15 protein-coding genes and 1 pseudogene are annotated in these 16111 nt (G+C 74.2%); 4 read left to right on the top strand and 12 right to left on the bottom strand.

The features are described from left to right. Positions 1 to 49: 49 nt before the first annotated feature. From ACH4K4_RS02610 to ACH4K4_RS02590, 5 genes are all read right to left on the bottom strand, one after another. A complete protein-coding gene (locus tag ACH4K4_RS02610; RefSeq protein WP_398164226.1) occupies positions 50 to 1735 on the bottom strand; it encodes a CocE/NonD family hydrolase in 1686 nt (561 codons plus the stop codon). A gap of 161 nt (positions 1736 to 1896) precedes the next feature. Continuing rightward, complete coding sequence (locus tag ACH4K4_RS02605; protein ID WP_398164225.1) at positions 1897 to 3474, bottom strand: GMC family oxidoreductase; 1578 nt, start codon at positions 3472 to 3474, stop codon at positions 1897 to 1899. Positions 3475 to 3556: 82 nt separating this feature from the next. After that, positions 3557 to 4126 carry a hypothetical protein gene (locus ACH4K4_RS02600; protein ID WP_398164223.1) on the bottom strand — a complete coding sequence of 190 codons (570 nt, stop codon included), beginning with the start codon at positions 4124 to 4126 and terminating at the stop codon, positions 3557 to 3559. Further along, a complete protein-coding gene (locus ACH4K4_RS02595) occupies positions 4123 to 5772 on the bottom strand; it encodes an ATP-binding protein (RefSeq protein WP_398164222.1) in 1650 nt (549 codons plus the stop codon). Before ACH4K4_RS02595 ends, ACH4K4_RS02600 begins: the two co-directional genes overlap by 4 nt. Continuing rightward, complete coding sequence (locus tag ACH4K4_RS02590; protein WP_398164221.1) at positions 5769 to 6479, bottom strand: response regulator; 711 nt, start codon at positions 6477 to 6479, stop codon at positions 5769 to 5771. The genes ACH4K4_RS02595 and ACH4K4_RS02590 overlap by 4 nt, the downstream gene beginning before the upstream one ends. A 186-nt stretch (positions 6480 to 6665) precedes the next feature. On the opposite strand from ACH4K4_RS02590, the gene ACH4K4_RS02585 reads away from it, so the two are divergent. Further along, positions 6666 to 7415, top strand: coding sequence for a polysaccharide deacetylase family protein (locus ACH4K4_RS02585; protein WP_398164220.1), 750 nt, complete (start codon positions 6666 to 6668; stop codon positions 7413 to 7415). 61 nt (positions 7416 to 7476) lie between these two features. Here ACH4K4_RS02585 and ACH4K4_RS02580 read toward each other — a convergent pair whose 3' ends face one another. The 3 genes from ACH4K4_RS02580 to ACH4K4_RS02570 form a co-directional block, all read right to left on the bottom strand. Beyond that, positions 7477 to 7890 (bottom strand): SsgA family sporulation/cell division regulator, encoded by a 414-nt coding sequence (locus ACH4K4_RS02580; RefSeq protein ID WP_398164219.1) that lies wholly within the window; start codon positions 7888 to 7890, stop codon positions 7477 to 7479. Positions 7891 to 7988: 98 nt separating this feature from the next. Continuing rightward, on the bottom strand, positions 7989 to 9587 hold the full coding sequence (locus ACH4K4_RS02575) for a PH domain-containing protein (protein WP_398164217.1): 1599 nt from the start codon (positions 9585 to 9587) through the stop codon (positions 7989 to 7991). Continuing rightward, the gene (locus tag ACH4K4_RS02570) at positions 9584 to 10102 is read right to left on the bottom strand and encodes a PH domain-containing protein (RefSeq protein ID WP_398164216.1); all 519 of its coding nucleotides are present in this window, start codon (positions 10100 to 10102) and stop codon (positions 9584 to 9586) included. The genes ACH4K4_RS02575 and ACH4K4_RS02570 overlap by 4 nt, the downstream gene beginning before the upstream one ends. Positions 10103 to 10197: 95 nt before the next feature. On the opposite strand from ACH4K4_RS02570, the gene ACH4K4_RS02565 reads away from it, so the two are divergent. Beyond that, positions 10198 to 10824 (top strand): TetR/AcrR family transcriptional regulator, encoded by a 627-nt coding sequence (locus ACH4K4_RS02565; protein WP_398164215.1) that lies wholly within the window; start codon positions 10198 to 10200, stop codon positions 10822 to 10824. 122 nt (positions 10825 to 10946) lie between these two features. On the opposite strand, the pseudogene ACH4K4_RS02560 reads toward ACH4K4_RS02565, so the two are convergent. The 3 genes and pseudogenes from ACH4K4_RS02560 to ACH4K4_RS02550 form a co-directional block, all read right to left on the bottom strand. Continuing rightward, positions 10947 to 11210: pseudogene (locus tag ACH4K4_RS02560) on the bottom strand (class I SAM-dependent methyltransferase); the annotation flags it as partial. Positions 11211 to 11219: 9 nt separating this feature from the next. Beyond that, complete coding sequence (locus tag ACH4K4_RS02555) at positions 11220 to 12188, bottom strand: aldo/keto reductase (protein ID WP_398164214.1); 969 nt, start codon at positions 12186 to 12188, stop codon at positions 11220 to 11222. Between the two features lie 152 nt (positions 12189 to 12340). Next, positions 12341 to 12754: an SsgA family sporulation/cell division regulator gene (locus ACH4K4_RS02550; RefSeq protein ID WP_398164213.1), complete on the bottom strand. Its 414-nt coding sequence runs from the start codon at positions 12752 to 12754 to the stop codon at positions 12341 to 12343. Positions 12755 to 12930: 176 nt separating this feature from the next. Here ACH4K4_RS02550 and ACH4K4_RS02545 point away from each other — a divergent pair, with 176 nt between their 5' ends. Continuing rightward, entirely contained in the window at positions 12931 to 14415 is a 1485-nt protein-coding gene (locus tag ACH4K4_RS02545) for a sigma factor (protein WP_398164212.1), read from the top strand. Positions 14416 to 14438: 23 nt separating this feature from the next. On the opposite strand, the gene ACH4K4_RS02540 is transcribed toward ACH4K4_RS02545, so the two are convergent. Beyond that, complete coding sequence (locus tag ACH4K4_RS02540) at positions 14439 to 14753, bottom strand: GNAT family N-acetyltransferase (RefSeq protein WP_360123544.1); 315 nt, start codon at positions 14751 to 14753, stop codon at positions 14439 to 14441. Positions 14754 to 14986: 233 nt separating this feature from the next. Between ACH4K4_RS02540 and ACH4K4_RS02535 the strand changes: the two genes are divergently transcribed. Further along, positions 14987 to 16093: an oxidoreductase gene (locus tag ACH4K4_RS02535; RefSeq protein WP_398164210.1), complete on the top strand. Its 1107-nt coding sequence runs from the start codon at positions 14987 to 14989 to the stop codon at positions 16091 to 16093. Positions 16094 to 16111: the final 18 nt, after the last annotated feature.

The raw sequence follows: 16111 nt of genomic DNA, 5'->3' as shown, positions 1-16111 counted from the left end.
CTCCGGTGCCGGCCGCGCGGCGCGCGGACCGGGGCGACGAGTACCGCGCTCACGCCGGTTCAGTCCCCGCGGTCATCAGGGGCAGGACGAGGGCGGAGGGGCGGCCCGGCTCGTGGAAGACCTCGAACCGTACCGGGCGGCAGGCGACGGCCGACGCGGCCGGCTCGCCCGTCCCGTGGTGGCGCGCGAACCGCGGGAAGGCGCCGCCCGCCACCTGTACCCGCAGGCTGTGCCCGCGCAGGAACCGGTAGCCGGTCGGATGCAGTTCCACCCGGGCGGCCACCACGCCATCGGCGTCCGCCGCGGGCGAGCCGGGGCGCAGCCGCAGGATGCCGTCGGTGACGTTGCGGGAGACACCGGCCCGGTCCACGTCGCACAGCCGCACGAAGACATCGCCGTGACCGGAGTCCGTGCGGACGTGTACCACGGCCGACACCGGGCCGATCAGGTCGAGGTCGCGGGGCAGCGGGTTGCCGGTGAACAGCAGCACGTCCGGCCGCCGTTCGACCGCCGTGTTGTCCTGCTGCCGTATCTCGCCCGGCAGGAGCAGCGGGCCGCCGGTGGACGGGGTCGGGTCGGCGCCGTGGTACGTGAAGCGGTCGGGCGGGCTGTCCGGCGGTGCGGCCCAGTCGAGGCCGCCGGACGGCTGGAGGTGCAGCGCGGTCGGTACGGACTGCGGCGGGGGCCACCGGTCGAAGTCCAGCCAGCGGCCCGCGCGCTGGAGGTAGAGCCGGACCGGCGACTGGTGCAGCTGCGTGCTGTCACCGGCCAGCCGGGCACTGAGCCAGGACACGTGGTCGGTGAGCGTGGCCTTCAGCGCGTTCCGGTCGTGGGCCCACGGCCCGATCGTGATCCGCGAGCGGTGCCCGGCTGCGGTGAGCGCCGTGAAGTCCCGCAGCTGGTACGGCAGGAACAGGTCCCACCAGCCGGCCACCATGCTGGTCGGCGTGGTCATCCGCAGCGCCGCGGCACTGTGGTCGATCGGCGCCCAGAAGTCGTCCCCCGGCTCCGCGTGCGCGCTGACCTCGCGCAGGAAACGCTCGGGCCGCCCTATCGCGGCGAGATCGGACTCGCCGACCGGCAGCCGGCGCATCGCGCGCTGGACCCGGCGGTCGTGCAGCGGATTGGGCAGCAGACCGCCGAGCGGCGCCTCCTCCTGGGTGCCGGTCGCCGAGGACCACACCAGCATGTTGTGCAGCGCCAGCACCCCGCCGGGATAGAAGGCGGCGGGGAAGTCGGAGGTGGTGATGCCCAGGCACATCGCCTCCAGGGGCGGGTCGAGGTACGGGCCGATCGCCCACTCCGCGTGCCCGAGGTAGCTGGCTCCCGCGGTGGCCAGCCGCCCGTCGCACCAGGACCGTTCGCGCAGCCATGCCGCGGTCGCCAGGCCGTCGTCCTTCTCGTGCACGAAGGCGCGGAACTCGCCGCCCGAGCCGAAGACGCCGCGTACGTTCTGCGTCACGACCTGGAAGCCGCGGCGGGCCAGCACGCCCGCGAACAGCTTGATGTCGGGCTTGTGCTTGCCGTACGGGGTGCGCAGCAGCACCACGGGCAGCGGCCCGGCGCCGCGCGGGCGGTAGCGGTCGGCGAGCAGGACGGTGCCGTCCGGCATCGGTACGCGCAGGTCGCGGACGCACTCGGTGTCGGGCGTGACGGGCTCCGGCATGTCCAGGTACCGGTCGACCAGCCGGCCGAACGCCCGCCCCGTCCTCTCGCGCAACACGGATTCCGTCATCGCGGCCTCCCGTCGTCCGTTCCGGCCCGCGGCCCCGCAAGTGCGTCACCCACGGTCCACGGGCGTCACTTTCTGTGCTGTTCCGGGGCGTGCCCCGGATGGTCCAGTGTCCGGCTTTCCGGATGAATGCGCATATAGACGCTCACCCCGGGAGGCTGCCGTCAGCCACGCAGCAGGTCGGCGGCCCGCTCGGCGATCATCACCGTGGGGGCGTGGGTGTGCCCCCGTGTGATGGCCGGCATGACCGAGGCGTCCGCCACGCGGAGGCCCGCGACACCGCGTACGCGGAGGCGGGGGTCGGTCACGGAGTCCTCGCCGGTGCCCATCCGGCAGGTGCCGACCGGGTGGTACAGGGTCTCCGCGACGGCGCGCACCGTCTCTCCCGCCGCGGCGTCGTCCTGCTCGCCGGGCCACGGCTCCAGGGGCCTGGTGACGTGCGGGGCCAGCGCCCGCGTCGCGTACAGCCGCTCGGCGAGGCGCACCCCGGCCAGCAGGCGCCGCAGGTCCGCTGCGGCCGTCAGGTACCCGGGGTCGACGAGCGGCGGCGCGTCCGGGCCGTCGCCCAGGGTGATCCGGCCCCGGCTCTCCGGGCGGAGCAGGATCACCCCGATCGTGACGCCGTGTTCGGTCGGCGCCTCCAGGCCGTGTTCGACGAACGGCACCGGTGCGAAGATCAGCTCCAGATCCGGCGCCGCGGGGCCGGGCCCGCTGCGGCAGAACGCGACGGCCTCGCCGATGTTGGAGGTCATCGGGCCGCGCCGGGTCAGGAGGTAGCGCGCGATGTTCACGGGGGTGTCGGCGCCGGTGAGCGTGCAGGGCAGCGCGGTCCGCATCAGGACCGGTACGGACAGGTGGTCCTGGAGGTGGCGGCCCACGGCGGGGAGTTCGGCCACCGGCTCGATGCCCGCCTCCGCCAGCTGGTCGGCGTCGCCGATGCCGGAGCGCAGCAGCAGGTGCGGGGAGCCGACCGCGCCCGCCGACAGGACGACCTCGCGGCGGGCCCTGATCCGGCCGCCGGGCAGCTCGACGCCGTACGCCCGGCCGTCCTCGACCAGCACCCGGCCGACCTCCTGCCCTGTGACGACCCGCAGGTTGCCGCGGCGCAGGGCCGGGCGCAGGTAGCCGTCCGCCGCGCTCCACCGGCGCCCGCGCCGCTGGGTGAGCGGGGTGGGCGCGCAGCCGCTGTTGTCGGGCCCGTTGGGTTCGGCCAGCCGGGTGAGGCCGGCCTCCTCGCAGGCGTCGAGGAAAGCGGTGGTCAGCGGGTGGGCGGAGCGTGCCGGGGAGATCCACAGCGGGCCCGCCGTGCCGTGCGCCGTGCCGTCCCGCGGCCCGGTCCAGCGCTCGGCGCGCCGGAAGTAGCGGGCCACCTCGCTCCAGGACCACTCCTCGCCCGCCGTCTCGGCCCAGCCGTCGTAGTCGTCGCGGTGCCCGCGTACCCACATCATCGCGTTGAGCGACGAGGAGCCGCCGAGGACCCGGCCGCGCGGCCAGTACAACTCGCGTCCGTGCAGGCCCGCTTGGGGCGTCGTGGTGAAGTTCCAGTCGTACGGTGTCCGGAAGAGCTTGGGGAAGGCCGCCGGGACGCGGACCTCCTGTCCGCGGTCGGGTCCGCCCGCCTCCACCAGCGCGACCCGTACCGTCGGGTCCTCGGACAGCCGGGCCGCGAGGACGCACCCCGCGGACCCGGCGCCGACGACGACGTAGTCGTGAACCTGGTCGTACACCCCTGCGTCGGCCATCCGAGCCCGCCCTCCCGATGCCGCAACCGCCCGCCGAGCCCCCGTGCCTGGCGGTGATCGTAGGGGAGCGGCGGGTCCCGCGTCAGCCGGGCGGTGCCGGGGCGGAGGTGGAGCCGGGCTGGATGAACGGGAAGGCGTTGCCGCCGCCGCACACCATCGGCCCGACCCTGATGTTGTCGCCCACCAGCGTCACCTGGACGTCCGAGGGGCGCCGGCCGCCGGGTACGGAGGCGTTCGCGGCGGTGCACACCAGCTGGCTCATGGAGGGGGTGTCGAGCCGCTTGGCGTTGGTGGGCAGGTGGACGGTGACCGCGCCGTCCCGCGCCTCGGCGGTGACCGGGCCGGGGAGCAGGGGCAGCACGTTGGAGAGGCCGCGCTGCCGTTCGGCGTCGTTGGGGCCCGCCAGCAGCAGGTTGATCGCCTCCTCGGGACCGACCGGCGCGGTCGCCGGGCGGCTCGCGGGGCGCAGCCCGGTCGGGCCGAGGAAGTACAGCTGGACGTCGGGCGCGGGCTTGCCCGGCGCCTTGAGGCCGTGGGCGGGCTCGCCCGCGTCGATGACGCCGGTCGGCGCGATGCCGCAGCCGGCGAGGGCGCCGATCAGCAGCCCGCCCAGCGCGGCGCGCCGGGCCCGTACGGAGTTCGGGGTGCTCATGCCTCGTCCGCCTTCCCGGCCGGTGCGGCCGGCGGGCTCTTCGCCAGGCGGTCACCGTCGCCGTCCGCCCTGGCCCGGCCGCCGTCCGCGCCGGCCGGGCGGTCTTGCGTGCGGCCGGCGGACTCCCGCGACGGCTCTCCGGCCGTCCCGGTGCCGCCGCCCGCCTCCTGCTCGTGCAGCGGCAGCTCCACCGTGAACACCGCGCCGCCCTCGGGGCAGTTGGCGGCGTGCATGGTGCCGCCGTGCAGCCGTACGTTCTCCATGGCGATCGCCAGGCCCAGCCCGCTGCCCTCGGAGCGGGCGCGCGCGGAGTCCGCCTTGTAGAAGCGGTCGAAGACGTGCGGGAGCACCTCGGGGTCGATGCCGGGACCGCTGTCCCTGATCTGGACCACCAGCCGTTCGTCGCCCGGTTCCGGCGCCCGCAGCAGGACCCGTACCGGCTCCCCGCCGTGGTGCAGCGCGTTGCCGACGAGGTTGGCGACGACGACGTCCAGCCGCCGCGGGTCCAGCCGCGCCCGCACGCCGTCCGGCAGTTCGGTGCCCACCCGGCCCTGCCAGGCCCTGGCCTGGAGCGTCTTGCGGATGGTCTCGGCGACGTCCACCTCGTCCAGGTGCAGCGCGGCGGCCCCGGCGTCGAAGCGCGAGACCTCCATCAGGTCCTCGACCATCCGCGCCAGCTTGCCGGTCTCCTGGCTGATCAGGCGGACGGCGGAGGCGGTGTCCGGGTCGAGGGAGTCGGCGTCCTCGTCGAGCACGTCGGTGACGGCGGTCATCGCGGCGAGCGGTGTGCGCAGCTCGTGCGAGACGTCGGCCGCGAAGCGCCGGGAGTTGGCCTCCATGCGGCGCAGGTCCGCGACGCTCTCCTCCAGCTTGGCGGCCATGTCGTTGAACGTCCGTGACAGGTCGGCGAGTTCGTCGGCGCCCTTGACCTCCAGCCGGGTCTCCAGTTTGCCCTCGGCGATCCGCCCGGCGGCCTGCCGCAGCCCGCGCACCGGGCGCAGTACGCCGCGGGCCGCGAGCAGGGCCGGGACGACGGCCAGGCCGAGCACCGGCAGGGCACCGCGCTGCGCCGCGCTCACCAGCGCCTCGACGTTGGCCTCCTCGGCGTACAGCGGGAGCTGGGCGTAGACGGAGAGCGGGGACGCCACGCGGTTCTCGGTCTGCGACTGCATCACCGGCATGCCGATCAGCAGCCACGGGGCGCCGTCCCTGTCCACCCGCTGGAACGCCGTCACATGCCGCTTCTCGACCGATTCGCGCAGCTCGCCGGGGACGACGACCGGGTTGCGCAGGGTGTTCCTGTCCTTCTCGGCGACGCCCTTGTACTGGACGTAGACGTCCCAGTCCCTGGCCTTGCCGGAGCGGTCCAGCTGCCGGGCGAAGTCGTCCACGTCCGCGCGGGTCGGCGGCACCGCCAGGTCGGGGGCGAGCGAGTTGACCTGCCCCCTGAGATCCTTGATCGCGGTGTCCTGGGAGCGCTGGAGGATGGCGTTGCGGGCCTCGCGGTAGGTCAGCGCCGCGGTGGTCAGCGCGCTGACCGCGGCGACCAGCAGGAACGCGACGACGAGCCGGGCCCGCAGGCCGCGCGGCAGCGAGCGGGGCAGTACGGAGCGCCGCGGCCGGCCGGCGGGCCGTGGGCGCTTCACAGGGGGCCGAAGCGGTAGCCGAAGCCGCGTACGGTCTGCACGTACCGGGGGCTGCGAGGAGTGTCCTCGATCTTCGTGCGCAGCCGCATGACGCACGCGTCCACCAGCCGCGCGTCCCCGTGGTAGCTGTGCTCCCACACGTGCTCCAGGAGCTGCTGGCGGCTGAAGACCTGTCCGGGCGTCGCGGACAGGAACAGCAGGAGCTTCATCTCCGAGGGGGCCAGCGGCAGGTCGGCGCCGGCCTTGGTGACGACCAGCCCGGCGCGGTCGACGGCCAGTTCCCCGTACGTCTCCACGGGCGCCGGGCCCGGCTCGGCGGGTCCGGCGGCGTCCCCGTCGGCGGGCAGCGCGGTACGCCGCAGCACCGCGCGGATGCGCGCCTCCAGCACCTCGCCCCGCGCGGGTTTGACGATGTAGTCGTCGGCCCCGGCCTCCAGCCCGAGCACCACGTCCAGGTCGTCGCCGCGGGCGGTGAGCATGATGATCGGCAGCTGGCGGTCGGCGCGGATGCGCCGGCAGACCTCGAAGCCGTCCTTGCCCGGGAGCATCAGGTCCAGCAGCACGATGTCGGGGCGGAAGGAGGGCAGGACGTCGAGGCCGTCCTCGCCGCTGGCGGCGGCCGCCACCTCGTGGCCGCGCCGGCGGAGCGCGAGGGTGACTCCGTCGCGCACGGCGGCGTCGTCCTCGATCAGAAGTACTCGGGGCATGGCACCAGTATCAATAAGTTTCATGATGGATCGGTAACAGGCGGATCCTGCCAGCAATTCTTCGCATCTGTCGTAATGCAAGGCAGTAGACGCGCGAGTGCACCGCAGGGGGAATCGTACGGCGCCGGCAGTGGCGCCCGTACGCGTGTCCGCGGTGGCGCGCACGGCAGTAGGGACGGGATACGCATGGCACGGCACGGCAGGCGGAGCGGGATCATTGGAGTGACCGCGGTGGCGGTGGCCTCGCTGGGGATCGCGGGCTATCTGACCTTCGGGCAGTCCGGCGCCACCTCCGAGGCGCATGCCGGCACCGGTGAACAGGCCGCGCCCACCATCGATCCGAGCATCGAGCACGCCTCCGACCGCCCCGGCAAGAGCCTGAACATCACCATCGACGACGGGCCCGACCCGGTCTGGACGCCGAAGGTGCTCAACGTACTGAAGAAGAACGACGTCAAGGCCACCTTCTGCATGATCGGCCCGCAGGCGAAGGCCCACCCGGACCTGGTCAAGAAGGTGGCGGCGGCGGGCCACAAGCTCTGCGACCACACCATCAGCCACAACACCGGCATGGACCACCGGCCGGAGACCTACCAGTCGAAGCAGATACTCGACGCGCAGCAGATGATCGAGAAGGCGGCGGACGGCCCCAAGGTCGAGTACTACCGCGCACCGGGCGGCGCGTTCACCCCGTACAGCAGGAAGACGGCGGCGGACCACGGCATGCGCCCGCTGGGCTGGAACGTGGACAGCAAGGACTTCGAGCGGCCGGGCGCCGACGCCATCGTCCGGACCGTGCGCCGCGAACTGCACAACGGCCCGACCGTCCTGTTCCACGACGGCGGCGGGAACCGCGCCCAGACGGTCGAGGCGCTGGACCGGCTGCTGCCGTGGATGAAGCAGCAGGGCTACGGCTTCAGGTTCCCGAAGCGCTGAGACCCCGTGTCACCACTCCGGCCGGTGCCGGGGCCCCGGGGGACCGGGGTCGGCACCGGCCTCACGCGCCGCCGAGCAGCTCCGCGAGACCGCCGTCCACATCGAGGTGCTGCTGCTCGCGCCCGGCGGGCACGGCCTGGTACGTACGGTCGAGGAACCGGCGCAGGTCCGCGGTGACCACCTGGACCATGGCCACGCCGTCCTCCACGTGGAACTCCAGCACCGTCCGGTCCCGACCGAGCGGGCGCACCCGTACGTCGCCGGTGCCCGCCGGTGACCGGAGGCCGTCGGCGAGCAGTTCGCGGGCGAAGGCCCAGTCGACCGCGGCCCCGTCCAGGGAGATCTCCGGAGGAAAGGAGATCCGCACCGCGAGCGGGTCGGCTGGGTGGTAGTGCAGGACCGCGGGCACGGCATGCGAGCCGGGCGCGGTCGCGATGAGACGTACCTGTACGGCTTGGTCGATGGCACTGGGCACCGCGGCTGCTCCCTTACGGCTGTCGGGTCGGGGACACCTGGCTTTCGCCATGTAGGACGGTGTGCCCGCACTCACCGTGCACGTGACAGGGGTGTGATCTATGTCATGTCCAGGTCGCCCTGGTTCGCGTGCAACGCGTGGGTTGACAGGTTTTTGCGGTGGCGCCCGTGACCCGGGTCTTTCCGGCCGTCCGCCGGACCGTATTCCAGGAACTCCTCCAGGATTCCGGGCGCCGCGGCCGCCGCCAGCGCCGGTGCGCCGGCCGCCGGCAGATCGCGGACGTGATAGCCGTCCTCGCCGGCGGCGACCGCCGCGGTGAGGGTGACCAGCCCGTTCCGCCGGCTGAACGGCGTGGTGGAGAACGTCCAGGCCGCCACCGCCTCGCGATGGAGCACCACGGTGTCCCGGCTGAACGTGCCGGAACGCGTGACGAGATACCGCCCTTGGAGCCCGTGCCCCAGATTGCGGTACGCGTCCCCGGCCAGCCACAGCACGACCGGCACCGACAGCAGCGCGAACGCCCAGGCGCAGTGGAGCAGTACGGGAGTCAGGAGGACGCCGAGGACCGCGAGGGCGAGGGTGCCGGGGAGTGTGACGAAGAGCAGGCCACGCGTACGGCGCCGGCGCAGGGCCGCCTTCGGGTGGGCGCGCAGCCCGGCCGCCGGGAAGGCGTCGCGGAGCGTCCCGGCCGCCGTGCGTACCGCCTCCGTCCGCGGCGCGGGCGGCAGCAGGACGCTGCGCTTGCGGTTCTCCTCCCGGTTGCCCAGACCGCCCGCCACCGCGCGCACCGTGGCACCGCCACCCGCCCGCAGCAGCAGCGGCTCCCGCAGTGTCACGCCGCGCAGGCGGCCTCGCTCGATGGTCACCGAGCGGGTGGTGAACAGGCCGCGGCGCACCCGCAGCGTACGAGCGTCGGTCCATTCGAGGCGGAAGTCCCACCACCCCTCGACGTAGAGCGCGAGAGCGCCGATCGTGCCGAGGGCGACGACGGCCAGCAGCGCGAGCGGGACCGTCACCCAGAGCGCGCGGGCGCCGAACTCGTCGAACGCGCCGCGGACGACGCCCAGTTTCCACGGCTCGATACCGGCGCCGTCCAGCACGCGGTACACGCCCCCGGCGGCGGCGAAGACACCGCCGATCACCCAGAAGGTGAGCGGCGCGTAGCGCAGCCAGCGCCAGTTGATGCGGGAGACCACCGGGTCCTCGTCCGCCGTCCGGGCGTCGGCGCGGGCGAGCAGCGCGCTTCGCAGCCGCTCCGCGTCGGCCGTCGCCAGCGCCTCCAGCGAGAGTTCACCGCCGCCTTCCGAGGAGCCCGCGGTGCCGGCCCGCAGCACGGTGACGCCGAGCAGCCGGTGCAGCGGCGAGGCCGTCAGGTCCACCGTGCGGATGCGGTGCAGCGGTACGGACCGCAGCCGCCGGGTCAGCACCCCGCTGCGGACCTCGAACGCGTCGGGCGTGAGCCGGTAGTCCGTACGGGCCCAGCGGATCAGGCCGATCGCGGTGAGGACCGCGAAGCTGCCCGCGATGACCGCCAGCGTGATCCAGGCGCCGGCCGTGATCCGGCCGCCGGTGGCCAGCGCGGTCAGCCCCCACGAGCCGAGGGGCGCGGCCATCCAGCCGCAGTGCACCACGAGGGTGCGCCGGTCGAGCTTGCGCCAGTGCCGGTCTGCGCCCGGCGCGAGCGGTGCGGTGGTCACGCGGCATCACCCGGCACCGCCTGCGCAGCCTCGCCGATCCGCCGCGACAGCTCCTCGGCGTCCGCGTCGGACAGCCCGGCTATCTTCACGTCCCCCGCGGTGGAAGCGGTGGTGACGGTGAGGGTCGCCAGCCCGAAGCGCTGCTGGAGCGGGCCGCGCACGGTGTCCACCGTCTGCACGCGGGACAGCGGCGCGATCCGCCGCTTCTGCCAGAACCAGCCGCCCGCCGCGTACACCGCGCGGTCGCCCAGCTCCCAGGCGTGCACGGAGTACCGCCACCGCGGCATCACCAGCAGGTAGCCGAGCGCCGGCAGGACGAGCGCGACCAGCAGGAGCGGGCCGAGCCAGGGGAGTGTGCCGGGGAAGAAGAGCACCGAGCAGACCGCCAGCGCGAGCGCGGTGAGCAGCATCGGCCCGCTGAGGGTCAGCAGGGCCTGCACGGTCCACCAGCGGCGGGCGCGCGGGTCGACCCGGTTGCGGGGTGGCCGCAGGACGGGTGCGGCGGGTACGGACATGGGGAGCCCCGTTCTTTGCAAGTCAATCGTATTGAGTAGCGGTACGTTATAACGGTACGAGCGACTTGTAAAAAAGAAGGCGAGGCTGCGGTTACGTGCCGAAGAAGGTGGACCACGAGGCGCGACGCCGGGAGATCTCCGAAGCGCTGTGGCGTATCGCCAGTGACCGGGGCCTGGAAGGCGCGAGCCTGCGCGACATCGCCGCCGAGGCCGGCATCTCCCTGGGCCGGCTCCAGCACTACTTCCGCACCAAGGACGAGATGCTCGCCTTCGCGCTGCGCCGCATCGAGTCCCTGGCCCAGCAGCGCATCCGCGAACGCATCGAGGCGCTGGACGAGGAACCCACGCCCCGCATCGTGCTCCGCGCGTGCCTGATGGGGATGCTGCCCCTGGACGAGCAGAGCCGCACCGGCTTCCTGGTGGGCGTGGCCCACTTCCACCGGGCCGTGCACGACCCGTCACTGCGCACCGGCGCCCGCGACGGCATCCCCGAACTGCGGGACTTCTTCGCCGACCAGCTGCGGCAGGCGGCGGAACGGGGCGAGGTACGGCCCGGGCGGGACCTGGGCGGCGAGGCGATGGTGCTGATCAGCCTCGCCGACGGGCTCTCGACGTACATCCTGCTGGACGTCCTCACTCCCGAGAAGGCCGTCCAGCTCCTGGACATGCACCTGGCCAACCTCTTCGACGGCGAAGGGCGGGCCGTGCCGTGCCGTTCGTAGCGCAGCAAGGAGGTCCGGGGCCGCAGCGTCTCGTCGCGTTCCTCGGACACCAGGGAGAACCGCAGTTCGGCGCCGGCGGTGCTGTCGTCCGGCAGCAGGTTGAAGGCCGGCCCGGCCAGGAAGACCGCCTGGTACCGGCGTGGCAGGCGGAGCGCTTCCCTCCGCTGGTGGTGGACCGTCACGTCGATGCCCGCCGCTGCGGCCCGGCGGCGGCAGCGCTCCAGCATGTCCGCCGAGGAGTCGACGCCTTCGACGTCCAGGCCCTGCCGGCGCAAGGCGAGCAGCGGGTCACCGTCCCCGCAGCCCAGTTCCAGCGCCTTCTCCGCTCGGTGATCCCGGCGCAGGCTAGCGCCCGGGTGATCGGCGCCACCAGCGGATAAGAGCACCCCGTCGGATCAGTAGCGGCCGCCCTCGGCCGCGGGCAGGGCGTCGAGTTCGGCCAGGGCGGCGGGCGGCAGGGTGAGGTCCGCCGCGCCGGTGTTGTCCACCAGGTACTTGGGGGTCTTGGTGCCGGGGATCGGAATGACGTACTGCCCCTGCGCGAGCACCCAGGCGAGGGCGACCTGCGCGGGCGAGGCGCCGTACTGCTCCGCGATGGCACGGACCTTGCCCACCATCGCCAGGTTGGCCTTCAGGGCGTCCTGCTGGAAGCGCGGCAGCCGGCGGCGGAAGTCGTCTTCCGGCAGTTCGTCGAAGGAGGCGATGCTGCCGGTCAGGAAGCCGCGGCCGAGCGGCGAGAACGGCAGGAAGGCGATGCCCTGCTCCTCGCAGTACGGCAGCACCCCGCCGAGCGCCTCGCGGGTCCACAGCGACAGTTCGGACTGCACGGAGGCGACCGGGTGCACGGCCTGCGCACGCCGGATCTCCTCGACGGTCGGCTCCGACAGGCCGATCTGCCGCGCCTTGCCCGCCTGGACGGCCTCGGCCAGCGCGCCCCAGCTCTCCTCGACCGGCACCTCGGGGTCCACCCGGTGCAGCTGGTAGAGGTCCACGTGGTCGGTGCCCAGGCGCCGCAGGCTCGCGTCGATGGAGCGGCGGATGTGCTCGGGCCGACCGTTGCGTACCAGTGCGGTGTGGTCGCCCGGCTTGTCCGCGGCGGACTCCAGCCCGACCTTCGTCGCCAGGACGACCCGGTCCCGGTGGCCGCCCGCCAGCGCGCGGCCCACCAACTCCTCGTTGGTGTACGGGCCGTAGACGTCGGCCGTGTCGATCAGCGTCGCACCGAGGTCGACCGCCTGCCGGATCACCGCCACGGAGGTGGCGTCGTCCCGGCCTTCCGGGTCGTAGGCGTGGGTCATGCCCATGCAGCCGAGGCCGATGACGCCGACCTGGGGGCCCTGGCTGCCGAGCGTGGTGGTACGCATGCTGATGCTCCTCGAAGAGAGTGCCGTGTTCGGGTACGGCGTTCACTCTTCCTGTTGGAGCGCACTCGAAGTCAAGCGCTGGAGCGGGCGTCCGTCTGTGGAGAGGCAGGAGCGGACGGGATCTTCGTGCCGGGAGTCGCGCGCCCCGCGGCCTACGCCTCCCGTAGCAGGGCCGCGAGGTCGCCCTCGATGTCCAGGTAGCGGGCCTCGTGGCCCAGTGCCACCACGCCGTACGACCGCATCAGGAACCTGCGCAGGTCACGGGCCTCGAACCGCACCATGGCCAGGCCGTCGGCGGTGTGGAACTCCAGCATCGTGCTGTCCGGGCCGCACGGCCAGATGTGCACGTCACCCTTGCCGGACGGCTCCCGCAGGCCCGCCGCCAGCAGGTCGCGGGCGAACGTCCAGGCCACCTCCGCCCCGTCCAGCGACGCGGCCGGCGGGAAGACGACCCGCACGGCGAGCGGGTCGCCGCTGTCGTAGCGCAGCCGCGCGGGGACCTCCCGGGACCGGGGCGCGGTCCCGATGAGACGGGCCTGGACGGCTTGGTCGATGACGTGGGGCATCGCCGGCTCCCTCTTGCTCGTGTGCGGGTCTCTGCCTCTACGACCCGTAAGACGCGTGGTGCATTACGGCAGTGCACCGAATTGCCGCGTGACGTGTGTCACGAACTTTTGATTGCGGGGATATGTGCTCCTTACGCTTACGAATTCCACCCAATGCCGTCAGGGGTTGTTCGTTCATGTCCGATGCATCCGCGGTATCCGAGGCGTCGGCGGCGGACGCGTACGCCAGGCTGTACGAGCGCGAGCACCCCCGGCTGGTCGGGTACGCGCGCTCCCTGACGACGAACTCCTGGCTCGCGGAGGACCTCGTCGCCGAGGCGCACTTCCGCGTCTGGCGCCGCATCCGGGCCGGTCACCGCATCGACAACGTCCCCGCCTACCTGCGCACCACCATCCGGCACCTGGCCTCGGCCGTCGGCGCGGCCGCCGCCCGCGAGATACCGCGGGACCCGGCGGGCGGCCAGGCGTGGCCGGAGGCCGGCCCGGCGGCCGAGAGCGCGGACCCGGCGCAGCGTGTCGCCTACACCGATCTTCTGTCCCGCATCATGGGGCAGCTCCCGCAGCGCTGGGTCACGGCCCTGTGGCTGGCGGAGGTCGAGGACCAGCCGCTGGACGCGGTCGGCAAGGCCATCGGGGCGGGCAAGGGCGCGACGGCCGTCCTGCTGCACCGCGCCAGGGAAGGCATGCGGCAGGCGTTCCTGAGCGCGGTGCCGGGCACGCCGGACAACCCGGCCTGCGAGCGGCACTGGGACCGGATGCCCGCGTTCGTACGGGGCGAGGCCACCGCGAAGCAGGCCGACGGGGTCACGGACCACGCCGCGGGCTGCGCCGACTGCCGCGCCCGGATGGCGCTGCTGACCCGGGCCAACCACCGGCTGCCCGCGCTCACCGGGCCCGCGCTGCTGGTGCTCCTCGCGGGCGGTTCGGCGAAGTTCCTGCTGCCACTGGCGGGCGCCGGGGCCGCGGCGGCCGCCGGCGGGCACCCGGCGGGGACCGGGGCGCTCACGTCCGTACAGAAGGCTCTCGCGTCCGTGCAGAAATCCGTGGGGCATCTGCTGCGCGGGCAGATCGGCCAGGCCGGGCCGGTGGCGGCGACCGTGGCGGGGGTCGGCGTGGCGGCGGTCGCCGGTGCGGCGGTCGCCGCGGGCATCGCGCTGACCGGCCACGACGCACCGGCAGCGGCGGGGAACCGGGCCGTCGCCGCGCCGGGGGAGCCGCCCGGTGGCGGTGCCGCGAAGCCGGGGAGCGGGGCCGGGCGGGCGGCGCCGAGTCCCACGGCGGAGCGCTCGCCGTCCTCCCCGCCCGCCCTGCCCCGCTCCCCGGACGTGCCGCCCGCGTCTCCTTCGAGCCGGTCGAGGGCACCGGCTGCGACGCCGTCCGCCCCGGGGGCGCCCGTGCCGTCCGCGTCCGGCCGGCCGACCGCCGGCCCGGCACCGACGGAATCCGGACCGACCGCCGCTCCGACCGCCGCACCGACACGGCCCACCGCCGTACCGACGCCCGCGCCGACCGGCAGCCCCACGGCACGGCCCACCCCGACCCCCGTCCCCACGCCCACGCCGACCACTTCCCCGTCCCCGTCCCCGCCCGCACACTGCGGCTGGGTCTGGTGGGGGCCGGTCCCGGTCTGGACCTGCCACACCGGCTGGTCCGTTGGCTGATCCGCGGGCCGGGGCGCGGGCGGTCAGTCCGTGACCTGGCTGCGGTTCTCGTAGACCAGGTCCCGGTACTCGGGGTGCCGGTCCATCCAGCCCGCCACGAACGGGCACACGGCCAGCACCCGCAGCCCCTCCGCCCGTGCCGCGTCCAGCGCGTGCCGGGTCAGCGCCGAACCGACGCCGTTGCCCTCGTACACCGGGTCGACCTCGGTGTGGACGAGGGCGATGAGCCCGGCCGCGCGCAGATAGGCCGCCACACCCGCCAGCTCCCCGCCGAGCCGGGCCTCGTAGCGGTGGGCGTCGCGGTCGTCGGTCACCGTCACCGGAGCCGGCGCGTTCATGAGGGCGTCTCCTGCCGGTCCATCGCGACCTCCTCGTACGTCGCCCGCGGGCGTTCCGCACCCCCTGTGCAGAACAGTAGGAGGGCCGGGCGGAGCACGCGAGGCGAGAGTTCGGGCAGCCGTTGCCTGGTGTCTCTGGACGAGGCGCCCGGGCTGGGTTAGCTTCCAGCTTCATGAGGGCCAAGGGGAAGTCGGGACAGTCAGGACAGCCGGGGCGGACGAGACATAGGCGCGTGCTGTGGGCGGTGGCCTGTGCCGTGGCGCTCGGTGCCGCGAGCACCGCTCCCGTCTCCGCACAGCCGCAGCGCACCGCGGCACAGGCGGCAGCTGCCGCGCAGGCCGCCGCGCGACCGGCCGCGGTCGCCCTGCGCGGCGGCTGGGACCTCAAGGACAGCGGCACCGACGCCCGTTTCCGCGGCCTGGCCGCCGTCAGCCGCAGCACCGCCTGGGTCGCGGGCACCGGCGGCACCGTGCTGCGCACCAGCGACGGCGGCGACCACTGGCGCGACGTCTCCCCGCCGGGCGCCGGGGCCCTGGAGTTCCGCGACGTGGAGGCGTTCGACGCGCGGCACGCCGTGGTCCTGGCGGTCGGCGAGGGCGAGGCGTCCCGCGTCTTCCGTACGGACGACGGCGGCGCCACCTGGACCGAGAGCTTCCGCAACACCGACCCGCGCGCCTTCTACGACTGCATGACGTTCTTCGACAGCAGTCACGGCATCGCGCTCGCCGACCCGGTCGACGGCACGTACCGCATCCTGTCCACCGTCGACGGCGGCCGGAACTGGCGGGTGCTGCCCACACGCGGCATGCCCGCGGCCCAGCCGGGCGAGGCGTCGTTCGCCGCGAGCGGCCAGTGCCTGGTCAGCTCCGGCGCGTACGACGCGTGGTTCGCCACCGGCGGCGCGGCGAAGAGCCGCGTCCTGTACTCCCCGGACCGCGGCCGCAGCTGGACCGTCGCCGAGACGCCGGTCCCGGCCGGCGACCCGGCGCGCGGGGTCTTCGGTCTGGCCTTCCGCGACCGCGAGCACGGTCTGGCGGTCGGCGGCGATCACCGTACCGGCAAGCCGTCCCCTCAGGCCGCGGCGGTGAGCGCCGACGGCGGCGCGACCTGGCAGGCCTCCGCCAGGCCCCCGAAGCGCTACCGGTCGGGCGTGGCCTGGTTCCCGCGCACCACGCGCGTCGCCCTCGCCGTCGGCCCGACCGGCAGCGACGTCACCCTCGACGGCGGCCGCACCTGGTACGGCTTCGACGGCGGTTCGTACGACACCGTGGACTGCTCGGCGGACTCCGGCTGCTGGGCGGCGGGGGAGGACGGGCGCATCGCCAGACTGGAGCCGTGATGCGGGGTTCGCGGGCCC

This window comes from Streptomyces sp. NPDC017529 (genome assembly GCF_044329785.1).
In the GTDB taxonomy this organism is placed as follows: Bacteria; Actinomycetota; Actinomycetes; order Streptomycetales; family Streptomycetaceae; genus Streptomyces.
This window is presented reverse-complemented; position numbering and strand designations above follow the sequence as displayed.